11 protein-coding genes are annotated in these 11,287 nt (G+C 47.4%); 8 read left to right on the forward strand and 3 right to left on the reverse strand.

Features of this window, described 5'->3' with window-relative positions; all coding sequences use genetic code 11:
• The first annotated feature begins 202 nt into the window (after positions 1-202).
• Positions 203-601 carry a response regulator gene (locus H6F68_RS16575; protein ID WP_190560666.1) on the forward strand — a complete coding sequence of 133 codons (399 nt, stop codon included), beginning with the start codon at positions 203-205 and terminating at the stop codon, positions 599-601.
• 22 nt (positions 602-623) lie between these two features.
• Here the strand turns inward: H6F68_RS16575 and H6F68_RS16580 are convergent, their stop codons facing one another.
• Positions 624-821 carry a hypothetical protein gene (locus H6F68_RS16580; RefSeq protein WP_190560668.1) on the reverse strand — a complete coding sequence of 66 codons (198 nt, stop codon included), beginning with the start codon at positions 819-821 and terminating at the stop codon, positions 624-626.
• 1,413 nt (positions 822-2,234) lie between these two features.
• Here H6F68_RS16580 and H6F68_RS16585 point away from each other — a divergent pair.
• From H6F68_RS16585 to H6F68_RS16595, 3 genes are all read left to right on the forward strand, one after another.
• On the forward strand, positions 2,235-2,462 hold the full coding sequence (locus H6F68_RS16585) for a hypothetical protein (protein ID WP_190560670.1): 228 nt from the start codon (positions 2,235-2,237) through the stop codon (positions 2,460-2,462).
• Positions 2,463-2,881: 419 nt separating this feature from the next.
• The gene (locus tag H6F68_RS16590) at positions 2,882-3,130 is read left to right on the forward strand and encodes a hypothetical protein (protein WP_242065543.1); all 249 of its coding nucleotides are present in this window, start codon (positions 2,882-2,884) and stop codon (positions 3,128-3,130) included.
• Between the two features lie 26 nt (positions 3,131-3,156).
• Positions 3,157-3,825, forward strand: a complete 669-nt coding sequence (locus H6F68_RS16595; protein WP_242065544.1) for a DUF6745 domain-containing protein — start codon at positions 3,157-3,159, stop codon at positions 3,823-3,825.
• 46 nt (positions 3,826-3,871) lie between these two features.
• Here the strand turns inward: H6F68_RS16595 and H6F68_RS16600 are convergent, their stop codons facing one another.
• Entirely contained in the window at positions 3,872-5,734 is a 1,863-nt protein-coding gene (locus H6F68_RS16600; protein WP_190560677.1) for a VWA domain-containing protein, read from the reverse strand.
• 292 nt (positions 5,735-6,026) lie between these two features.
• Between H6F68_RS16600 and H6F68_RS16605 the strand changes: the two genes are divergently transcribed.
• The 3 genes from H6F68_RS16605 (at position 6,027) to H6F68_RS16615 (ending at position 8,987) form a co-directional block, all read left to right on the forward strand.
• Positions 6,027-6,779: a ParA family protein gene (locus tag H6F68_RS16605; RefSeq protein ID WP_190560680.1), complete on the forward strand. Its 753-nt coding sequence runs from the start codon at positions 6,027-6,029 to the stop codon at positions 6,777-6,779.
• Position 6,780: 1 nt separating this feature from the next.
• Positions 6,781-7,743 (forward strand): ParB/RepB/Spo0J family partition protein, encoded by a 963-nt coding sequence (locus H6F68_RS16610; RefSeq protein WP_190560682.1) that lies wholly within the window; start codon positions 6,781-6,783, stop codon positions 7,741-7,743.
• 188 nt (positions 7,744-7,931) lie between these two features.
• Positions 7,932-8,987: a PDDEXK nuclease domain-containing protein gene (locus H6F68_RS16615; protein ID WP_190550460.1), complete on the forward strand. Its 1,056-nt coding sequence runs from the start codon at positions 7,932-7,934 to the stop codon at positions 8,985-8,987.
• An 89-nt stretch (positions 8,988-9,076) separates the two neighbouring features.
• Here H6F68_RS16615 and H6F68_RS16620 read toward each other — a convergent pair whose 3' ends face one another.
• Complete coding sequence (locus tag H6F68_RS16620) at positions 9,077-9,268, reverse strand: hypothetical protein (protein ID WP_190560684.1); 192 nt, start codon at positions 9,266-9,268, stop codon at positions 9,077-9,079.
• Positions 9,269-10,227: 959 nt separating this feature from the next.
• Here H6F68_RS16620 and H6F68_RS29625 point away from each other — a divergent pair.
• A partial coding sequence (locus H6F68_RS29625; protein ID WP_190560686.1) for a DUF3854 domain-containing protein occupies positions 10,228-11,287 on the forward strand: 1,060 nt, incomplete at its 3' end.

Below are 11,287 nucleotides of genomic sequence, written 5' to 3' on the forward strand. Positions count from 1 at the left end.
CGAGCAAGTGGTAGATTAGCTCTTGGGCGTGGGCAAGAATATCCATTGTTCTTGCAGAGTATTGGTTTCACGCCCCTTCTTCTCACCTTTCAAGCCTTGGTGCAAGATGTGAGGTATGCAATATGCAATATGCAGAAGCTCAAAAGCTGCAATTCTAACCTAGGGTTTTAGTTAGTTTTGCCTTTTATTCGTAAGCAGTGACATGACAGATGGCCCGATTTCTGAACCGAGCCCAGCGATAAGAGTCTTGTTAGTTGAGGATGATGACTTTAATCGATTACTACTGACCGACTACCTCACTCATCAAGGCTACCAAGTGCTGGGTTTGGCAGAGGGTAGTAGCTTTTTCTCAACTCTGGCTCAGTTTCAGCCGCATGTTGTTTTGCTGGACTTGAAGTTACCCGGCATCAGTGGCTACCAACTACTAGAAGCACTGCGACAGAACATAGAGTTTCAACATTTACCTGTCATCGTCTTTACAGCATTCGCCTTTCGAACCGAACGCCAACGAGCACTGCAATTGGGGGTGCAGGGTTATTTTGTCAAGCCGACCCACCCAGAAGCGCTAGTCGCCGCGATTGAAAAAGTTTGTGCTGGATAGTCCTCTCGCCATCGAGAGGAGCTCAGTTCTGGTCTTGGTCTCGTTTTTGCTTTTCGGCAGTAATGAAGTTATCAATGATTTGAGTTAGCTCTTGCATGCTTTGTCGGGTCGATTCGAGCTGTTGCTCTAGGTTTACGACTAAAAGCGTGACCGTTTGGAGTCGGTTGAGCCCAACTTCAAGCGCATCTTTAACCTGGCCCTCAAACTCATCGAGGTTCATAAAAATATTTAGTGAGGTGTTTTTTAGGTTGCCCCGCTTAGGTATATATTACTACGCACACTGAGTAGCTTGGAATCACGATAAAAATCTTAGTCTTGTAGCTTTTAGATCCAGAAAATGCGAATTCTACTAGTAGGTGACGGACAAGCGCGATCGCCTCTAATGAAGCTTTGGTACTAAGTCACTAGTCCTTCAAGCTGCTATTCTCTGCGACGTCGACTAATGAGAATCGCCCCACAGATTGCTAGTAAGCCACCTGTAAAAATGACATTACTTCTTTCCTGGAGAACCGTTTCATATGGCTTGTTATGATATTTCTGAATTGTAAATTTTCCGTCTTCAGAATAATAAGATACTGTTCCAGGTGGTGGGTAGACAGTTCCTAAACCTATTAGTGCTATACCTAATCCAAAAGTAACCCATCCAAATACACGCATTTTCTTAGCTCTTTAAAGCTCTAAGATATTCTGCTGACTCTTCGACTGTCCTACAAGGTGTGACAGAAAACTTAGGCAACCAGACTCAGTATTTGAGGATTGAAGACGATCGCTTTAGATGCCTAATCCTCCCAGCCTTAGTTACTTTTGCTACCTCAAATTTTTCTAGCTACTCTCGAAAAACGTTAACAAAAGCTAACATTTTTAGGCCGATCAGAACTCCCAAAATACTCTCTGTAGTGATTTTCTAGCGATCGCCCCCTTAAAACAGTTGTGTTATCAGTAGTTGTTTAATTTGCTACCCTGCGTCACCTCAAGACACTGATAGTAAAAGCTAATATCTTAAGGTCAGTAGGCTTTAGCTAAAGTTGATGAGCCATCGCCTCTAAAGCTTTACCTGTTTTATGCCTGTTTTATGCCTGTTTGTAGCTTTTGAGAATTCCGAACAATTCGGAATGATTCCGACTAAACGCTGAATCCGTTGAAGCCATTGGCTTTGCTTCTGCTCACCCCCCCTAGCGTCGTTATCTTCCTGCTCTCAAGTTCGCTCTCATGACTTTATAGATGGTCAGGTCAGGATCAGAGTCATTGTAGAAGTGATTTTGCATCCCTTCTCTACGTTGGTTCAGTGCTTGCTCAATCCTCTGTAGCACTGCGGTTGCTTGCTTAAATTCGCCGAGAGAGACGGTGGAATTGACACTTATCCCTCTTTTGTCACTCGCGAAAAACAATAAATAACAGTGATACAAGAGCACTGTTTCCACCAATTCATCCAAGCATTGTCCAACAAATTTTGGTGATTTCAGCCATTCTCTGGCAGGTCAGGTATTCTCTAGCAGGAGTGACAAAAGAGGGGTAATGAACGGCTCGTGGATCTCGTAACTAACAATGATCGCTTCGCCTTCATTACTCGCATCATCCGCAACCACTTTGATGCTTGCTGGAAAATCGATGAAACCTGGACTCCTGAGGATGGTTGCCCGTTCTAACTAGTCACAAAAAAGCGATCGCTCCTGCATCTACCAAGCGGGGCGAGCGCTCCAGTACTGAAATTCTTGCTCACGCTACAGCGAACCCCAATGGCACTTCATCTGTACCGCTACGCGATCGCCCGCAGCTTCTCACCTTCATCATTCATGACCTTGGAAGAGCAACGTTAAGTCGCGATTGCCTTTGTCCGACTCATTGTTCTGTGGCTCTGTGACATCGGTGAACCGCAACAAGCCTAGTCCAGATACATAGTCCCCTGCAGAAACATTCAACCCTGAACTTACAAGACTTACTCCCGTTGAACTAATTGATTGCTTCCTCAACTCATTCTTTAGCAGCTGATTAGCTCCTAATGATTTGGGGTATCGGCTAAGATTGAAACATCATTTGTCTCCTGCTCAGTGCTTCACTAGTGCATCTTGCAGTTCATAACTGAGAAATAGGCAACCTCCCCGTCAGGCAACGACTAGTCGTTGAACTAGGCATCACTCACCCATACTCATTCACAAGTTTGGCTCTCAACTGACCCATTACCCCAAAATGCTGCATAACCACAACAGCCCTCATGCGAATCAAATCGGTGTTCTGTATAGACACGGTGATGTGTTAATCAGGCGGATTGCTAGCTTACCGATGGGGGTTCAAAGGCGGGAAGGAGCCACTCTAGCGGAGGGTGAACTGACGGGACACAGCCATCGCCTACAAGAGGCCAATGCCGTTCAGTTATGGGTGCAAGGTAATCATCTGTTTCTAGAAGTTAAGGAATCCAGCGCCACTTTGGTTCATGAAGAGCATCAGGCCATTGAATTACCCCAAGGGCTTTATCGAGTTTGGAGACAGCGGGAATATCGACCTGATGCCTATGTAGAGGTCATGGACTAATGCGCTATCTGCTATCAAACGGGCGGGTGCCGAGAAAATCAGCCAAGCCAAGCCTCAGGCCCAATGAACCGGTATCGAGCGATCGCGCTCGTAAGCTGATTCTAGAGCATCGAGCTGGGGATGGCCTCAGGGTTCTGGGACCTCTAGATTTGCGTGGAGAACCCAGCCTCTACTCGCTCCCTGAGAATTTAACTTGTGAGAGCTTGGATATCAGTGATTGTGTCAACCTCACAACGCTCCCTTTAGGGTTACATGTGACCCATTGGATTGAGTTGGCGGGAAGTGGCATCACTCGCTTACCCAAAGGACATGGTTTTGTTCTGCGCTGGCGTGGCGTGCAGGTCAGCGATCGCCTTGCCTTTGAGCCACAGTTGATGACAGGGCAAGATATCCTCAACACCGAGAATGTTGAGTTACGCCGGGTACTGATTGAGCGGTTGGGATATGAGCGGTTTTTACAGCAAGTGGGAGGGGTGATCCGCGATGCCGATACAGATAAGGGAGGCGATCGCCAACTTATCTGCGTCGCTTTTGAAGATGACGAACCGCTCATGGTCTTAAGGGTCACTTGTCCTTCTACAGGGCACATCCATATCCTGCGGGTTCCACCTGATATGCGGAGCTGCCATCAAGCCGCCGCCTGGGTTGCAGGCTTTGACAATCCAGACGACTACCAGCCGTTGATTGAGGCTTAACTGGGGCTCAATTAACGGCTAGTAGGTGATGCACAGCAGCACCAATCTAGGAAGCTAGAGCCGGTTGCACAAACCGCTTGATTTCCCCACAGGCGATATAGGACTTGCCATCGGGTGCTGTCTTCACTTCATCGACGACATACAGCATTCCCTCCTCCCGGATGGAGCGAGGGAAGCGCATATTCCAATCTGGCTCATAGGCATCGGAGACCACTCTAGCGCGGAGTTTACTGCCCTCTTTGACACATTGGACTAGCACACCATTGCCGACCGCATCGGTGGTGGAGAGATCCGCTGCACTTGCAGGTCCGGTCGAAGCTTTACCTGTACTTACTGGTCTGGAGGAGCGAGCCGCCACAAAGATATCCACTTCACCCGGCTTAGTGAAGCGAGTAATGTCACCTTTGACTCGATAAAAGCTGAGATCGCTGGATAGTTCTAGCCCTTCGACGACATAACGCGCTCCCTCAGCCCGAATAGCTCGAGGAAACTGAATATTCTTGGTTCCGTCATAACCTTCAGATATGACTTTGACTCGCAGCTTACCGCCTTCACGAACGCAGTGCAGTTCCACCCCAGAACCCACTTCGCTCACGGTGGGCATGGCGTATACTTCCTCACCCGCCGTGACCCCACGGCCTGCAAGATCACTACGATTACGACTCATCGTCTGATAAGTCTGATCCCGCAATTCCTTACGCCCAGCATTGCCTAAAGCTTTTTGAGCGATGCGACCGGCAAAATACTCTAGCTGGTCGATCTCTTCAGCAATCTCGAAATTCTCATTTAATCCTTGCTGGCGCAGGTCTTGGATCAAGTCGCGGAGGATTTGTTCAGCTTCTGCATGTCTACCCTGTTCAGCCAAATCAAGAGCGGTCTCTTTGGCCTTAGCAATGGTCAGGCGGCTTAACTCTAGAATAATATGACTCGAAGCCGCCATTGCCGCTTCTTCGACCGTCCCAACTCTAGCCACCACTTCTGTGATTCCTGACACGCTCTGAATCAGGTCATCTTGGACCACATCCGCACTGTAGTGCAACTTCATTAGGGGCAGCTCACTTCCAGGAAGGGCCGCGATCGCCGCCTCAGAAATAGCTAAACTCAAGCCCAAGAGTTTGTCTTCGCCCTCATAAAGCTCTCCTAAGGAGAGCACCGTTGCCCCAGCGTCATTCTGGCTCACTTTAGCGAGGCTCAAGGTATCAACTAAGCTGACTCCTGCCGCTAACTCCAGCGTCACAAGCAGATTCTGGCCTACCACTGCCCGGAGGCTGTCTAGCTCAATACTAAATACTTCAGCCGCTTCATCAATGCTCTGAATAAAGTAAAAGTTACCATTGGCAGCCCTAGCCATGCCAATTAAAAGATCTTCGTTGAAGCCCTGAGCAAACCCCAGGGTGGTGGTGACAATGCCTGCTTCTGCTTTTTGCCCTGAAGTTGCCGTCAATACTTTGGGGTCTTGAATCCCCATGTTGGCATGGCCATCGGTGAGCAGCAGGACGCGGTTGATTTTTTGCGGGTCCAGATGGGCTTTTACATACTCGCAACCTTTGAGCCATCCTCCTGACAAGTTGGTAATACCACCAGCTTGTACCCGACGAATCGCAGTTTTGAGCCCAGCTTTGTCCGTCACGGACTGAGGGGAGACAGCAGTATCCACCGCATCGTCATAAACGACCACGGAGAGCGTATCTTCTGGCTCTAGTTGATCCACCACCGACTCAGCGGCTTTGAGGGCGTGATGTAGAGGAGCACCTGCCATGGAGCCTGAGCGATCGATCACTAAGGAAAGGTTCAGCTGCCGTCGAGCAGACTCAGGGGTATCAGCCCGAAACCGCAGGAGCACGTTCGTCTTTAATGCAGCGCCCATGGGTAGGATAGCCTGATCAAAGTCGTAACTCATCTGAATCATTGCGTCTTCCCTCTCCATCTGCCCAGGACAAATTACAAGCCTAATGTGCCCAATTCCGCAGCAGGCTTCACATCGCCTCCAGAATGGGATTGAACCGGCAACACCTTCTTGACCCTAAGGGACAAAGGCAAGCTTCGACCCATTTGAATTCCTACAAGGTATTGAACTTAGGCTTCATCTCTAGTCTGCTTTTTGTTCTTTGTCTAGCAGCAGCTACAAAACGTTCAATTTGTCATAGAATCAGTCAAATAAAGTGATTTTTTAACACAAAAATCAAGGTCTTGAGAAGAATATGATCATTGCGATCGCGAATCAAAAAGGTGGGGTAGCAAAGACAACCTCCACGATCGCGTTAGGAGGTTTACTAGCAGAGCAAGGTTCTTGTTTAGTTGTTGACTTTGACCCTCAGGGCAACTTAACCACTGGGCTAGGAGTGAAAATTCAACCTGATCAGAAGACGGCTTATGAAGTCCTGATCGATCGCAAGCAACAAGCAGCCGCAGCGATCGTTGAAACTAAAGCAGGCATTAGTCTATTACCCGCTGACATTTCCCTTGCCACTGGAGAGAAGCAGATCCTAACGGTGGCAGACAATAGCCGAATTCTTAGAAAGAAGTTAAACCCATTACGTCAAGACTATGAGCATATTTTGATTGACTGTCCTCCTAGCTTAGGAATGCTGACACTAAATGCTTTAATGGCGGCAGATACAGTCTTAATTCCAGTTCAGTGTCAATTCTTTGCGCTTGAAGGGTTGCGACAACTGCTAGAAACCATCGATGGTATCCGAGATGAGGACACTCACCCAGAATTACAAATCTTGGGGGTTTTGCCAACTATGGCTGATCGCACGCTCACGACCCAAGATGCTCTCAAAACCCTACAAGCTAAGTTAACAGGCATCAAAATTTTTGAACCTGTCCCTAAATCAGTTCAGTTTCCAGAGTCAAATTTAGCCCGAGAACCCATCCATCAATACACCTCTGAGCAGAAACTAACCTCAGCGTATCGAGCAGTCGTTCAAGCAATTGTGGAGCAAGTGTGATATGGCCAAAAAACGCTTGTCAATGGCGGATGAAATGGAGTTTCCCAATAAGACAAGGCAATTTCTTGACTTTGTAGGAGTGACGCCTAATGTTCTGCTTCAAGAGCAAGAGGTAGGACCCAGCGATCAATATTTGTCGCTGGCTCAAATCCATTTACCTCCGCAGCAGCCTCGGCGCTATTTTTCACCTCAAGCAATGGACAGTTTGGTTGCTTCAATTCGTGAGCATGGTATCTTACAGCCACTATTGGTTCGTCCGTCCTTAGAAGGTGGGTATGAACTGCTTGCTGGGGAACGTCGCTACAGAGCAGCTCAAACCCTCAAGCTTGAAAAAGTGCCAGTTCTAATCCGAGATCTTGCAGATCAAGATGCAATCCAAGTAGCGCTTCTAGAAAATCTGCAAAGAGAGGATCTCAATCCAATTGAGGAAACAGAGGCAATCCTACAACTACTCTCAATTCGTTTAGAGTGCTCACCAGAAGAGGCCGTCTCTCTGCTCAATCACGTTGCCAATCTACAAAAACAAGGTACTGAAATTACGAACAACGTTGTTCGTAGCCAATGGGAGCTTGTAAAACAAATCTTTTCGGTTATCGGCAGATTAAGCCCAGATAGCTTCCGTAGCCACCGTTTACCCTTACTCAATTTACCTGAAGACGTTCTCCATGTTTTACGGCAAGGCCAGCTTGAGTATACAAAAGCGCGAATAATTGCTCAGGTAAAGGATGCACAAGAGCGACAACAGCTGCTTGCCGAAACTTTAGAGCACAATATTTCAGTTAGAGAGATCAAAAAGCGCATCCATGAAATCCAGCCTGCTAAAACTACAGGCGTTCCAAGCGCTTTACCAAACCGTATGAAGGATGTTTACCGGCGGGTTAGGCAAGCCAAGATTTGGGAAGATCCAAAAAAGGCAAAAGCACTAGAGAAATTGTTAGGACAGCTTGAGTCATTGGTGGAGTGAAATTTGTACTGCTGTTTTTGCCATGAGGGAAATAGTCGCTGCTCATGGAAAGTAAGTTTTAGAATTGAATAGTGCAAACGAACTAATTGTCCAAGCGGCGCTTGGACGATTGAGTTACTAGGCTTTATCCACGGTAGAAGTAAATCTGCGACTGCTACATAAGTTGATCAATCGTATGAACTCAGACAGTGAATAGTTTGTCATCCAATGATTATGAAAAATTTCTGCGGGACCTGAAAGAACGGATTCGCAGCGCTCAGATTCGAGCGGCCTTAGCAGTTAATAAGGAGCTAGTGCTACTTTATTGGCAGGTCGGCAAAGATATTTTGAGTCGGCAACAGCAAGCTGGTTGGGGTGCAAAAATAATCACTCAATTAGCGGCAGATTTAAAGCGAGAACTTCCAGATATCAAAGGCTTCTCTCGCTCCAACCTCCTCTATATGCGAGCATTTGCTCAAGCATTTCCTGATGAATCAATCGTCCAAGATGTGCTTGGACAAATTACTTGGTATCACAACATTAGCCTGCTCGACAAACTCAAAGATGCTGAAGAGCGAGTTTGGTATGCAAAGCAAACAGTTGTACACGGCTGGAGCCGTAATGTGCTAGTTCATCAAATTGAAAGTGGGCTCTATCGAAGAATGGGAGGTGCCATCACGAACTTTGACCGCGCCCTACCCCAGCCCCAATCAGACCTAGCTCAACAATTAATCAAAGATCCCTATCATTTTGACTTCTTAAGCCTTAGCCAAGACGTACAAGAACGGGAGTTAGAAACTGCTCTAGTCGAGCACATTCGAGATTTTTTACTAGAGTTAGGCGTTGGTTTTTCTTTTGTTGGGAGCCAGTATCGCATAGAAGTAGATGGTGATGACTACTACATCGATTTACTGTTTTATCATCTAAAATTACGTTGCTTTGTAGTGATTGACCTCAAAGTTAAAGAGTTTCAGCCCGAGTTTTCAGGCAAAATGAGTTTTTATATCTCAGCCGTCGATGACTTATTACGGCATAGAGATGATAACCCCACCATCGGTATCATCCTTTGTAAAGGTAAGAAGAAGACAGCTGCTGAGTATGCTTTGCGAGATGTAAATAAACCAATTGGAGTATCAACTTACCAGTTACGGAATTCTTTGCCAGAATCGTTACGAGGAAGTTTACCAACTCCAGAGCAATTGGAAATGGAATTGGAAAGCATTTTACAAGGAATTGAAGCTTCGCCATCTGAGGATAGTGATTAAGCCAGACAGAATTCTTCAATCATCTTGACTCTAAATATAGTGAACTCGATCGTAGAGAACCTACTCAGCAAACACTAAGAGATTCATGCTCAACTATCGACCTTGGAAGTAGATGAAGAAGTTTTTGAAAGGCGATCGCCTTCCACCTTCTCTAATCCATCTAGAAGCAGCCGCCTCAGCTTTTGCGCTAGAGACAGCTCAGTCCACAGCGGATTATCCGAGTACACCTCGTCAATTCGCTCTCTGAGTCCTTCAATGTCTACCGTTACCCGATCTGCCACAGTACCTGGTTAGCCTGAATTTATTACCCACAGCTTAACTTATTGGTTGTACCTCAACTTCATGTTCATTAATGTGATGCAGTTTGCATTGGAGTACTGTATGCTGTATTCATGGGGACAGTCACAGACTCTCGTCTCAGCTTCCACTCAAGCAACAGACCTACGAAGCATGGGAATGTCTCAGCACCCTTAATGGGACAGTTGTACAACCGCACTTCAAAGCTGGAATGAAGCCACAGTTTACCAACTTGAGCAAAAGCAGACTTGGATAAGGTTCTTATCAGGTTCACAGCCTGCAATTGCTATGATGCTTGCCTCGATGCCTATAACCTCCTTCTCTCCAACTTCAACTTCACACTCAAGCGTTGAGAGATGAGTACCACCTCATCGTTGAGGAGTTTCTCGCCATCCTAAGGACGCTGGAGCGCATCAAACTCGGCTTAAAGCAACTGTTCTTTTTCACCTTCACTTCATCAGAACGGGAGGATGGCTGAGTTCGTCCAGTCTTCAGAAGGCTCGTTTTTCTTTCTTTCCGTTGAAATTAGAGGCGATCGCGGGGCAGATCAGGTAAACTACCATCATCGAAAATCACTAGCACAGGGGAGAGTGGACTCGATGCATTCTAAGTTTTTCTCGGTCGGGATCGCAATTGAGGTGATGGCTATGTTCTAGGGGGTCCTAGAAAGCCAAAAACCCCAACTGGTGGAACAGAAGGGGTCACAAGGCTGAATTGGTTGTTTTTAGGGATAGAGGGGACTCTAACTTGTATGCTTGCCGGCTGCAGTTAGGTCGCCCACATCGTTATGCGCCTATATTAACTCGATTTGTCACGGAATTCAATTGGAATTTACATAAAGTTCTGCTTTAGAATTCGAATTGCTTTCGCCTCAATTAAGGTTTTCATTGTCATAGCGCATAACTCTCTATCCCTTACTTAGTAAGGATTAGGGAGCTTTATCGTGAATATTCAAGCTTTGCTGAAAACTCATCCTGGGGAAGCACCTCGGGATGCGGATTCGGTTCATATCCAACCCCCACATTGGCAAGAGTGGCTCAAGAGTGGGGTTGACCCCAAACTGATTGCTAGGAACGTTCGGAGTTTAAGGGGGGAAACTCCTTACGACTACCTTTGTTACTCCACTCAACTTGAGCGCACTAACGCCGGACGACTCGCCACGCGGCTGATGCGACAGTACGCTCATGTCGAGTTCGGCGGCTGGTGGTGTAATGGCTTGGACCCTCTGGATGCTTGGCGGCCGATGCTTTGGGGTTGCTTCAAACCCAATCGTCCCCGTATCGACTTAGAGAAATCTAAGGTCATTAAGTACGAGCATCCCCCAAAGCTGCCGACCCGCGCTTTCTTCCTCAACCTGCCTCCGCGTCTCTGGCTGGAAGTCGCAACTCGCTATGGAGTGGGTCCCACTGAGATGGGGGATGGGGAAGATGCTCAAGTCGTTGCAGCTGAGACCGCCTCAGGGTTTTGGCAGTGGGTGCTAGAGCATCCTGCCATCCCAATCATTCTGGTCGAAGGGTCCAAGAAAGCGGCTTGTTTACTCAGCAATGGCTATGTGGCGATCGCCCTGCCTGGCATCTTCAACGGTCGGCGGGTGCTGCGCGATGAAACGGGTCAAATCTGGGCCGAGTCCTTGATCCCAGAACTCGCTCTATTTGCCGTCCCTGGTCGCCGCTTTTACTTCTGCTTCGACCATGACCGCAAACCCAAAACCATCAAAAACGTCAACCTTGCCATTTTCAAAACTGGCAAGTTACTGGAGCAACAAGGCTGCGAGGTACAAGTCATCTGCTTGCCCGGGCCTGAGAAAGGGGTTGATGACTTTGTCGTCAGCCGAGGCACTGAAGCATTTCAAACCCTCTATTCTCAAGCGGCCTCTCTCAGCCACTGGCAGTGGGTGCAACAACAGCGGCAAAAGCTGACTTACTCTCCCAGCTTAGTTCTCAATGCTCCTGACTTGTCCCAACTTCAGTTCCCTGCCCTTGCATCTTCTGATGCCAGTCCTG

The sequence above is a fragment of the Trichocoleus sp. FACHB-262 genome (assembly GCF_014696035.1).
Taxonomy (GTDB): domain Bacteria; phylum Cyanobacteriota; class Cyanobacteriia; order FACHB-46; family FACHB-46; genus Trichocoleus.

Bases quoted from the DNA above. Each gene is read 5' to 3' on its own strand.
- H6F68_RS16590 (WP_242065543.1), top strand. From the start codon at position 2,882: ATGGGGGTTCAAAGGCGGGAAGGAGCCACTCTAGCGGAGGGTGAACTG.
- H6F68_RS16575 (WP_190560666.1), top strand. From the start codon at position 203: ATGACAGATGGCCCGATTTCTGAACCGAGCCCAGCGATAAGAGTCTTG.
- H6F68_RS16580 (WP_190560668.1), bottom strand. From the start codon at position 821: ATGAACCTCGATGAGTTTGAGGGCCAGGTTAAAGATGCGCTTGAAGTT.
- H6F68_RS16610 (WP_190560682.1), top strand. From the start codon at position 6,781: ATGGCCAAAAAACGCTTGTCAATGGCGGATGAAATGGAGTTTCCCAAT.
- H6F68_RS16605 (WP_190560680.1), top strand. From the start codon at position 6,027: ATGATCATTGCGATCGCGAATCAAAAAGGTGGGGTAGCAAAGACAACC.
- H6F68_RS16600 (WP_190560677.1), bottom strand. From the start codon at position 5,734: ATGATTCAGATGAGTTACGACTTTGATCAGGCTATCCTACCCATGGGC.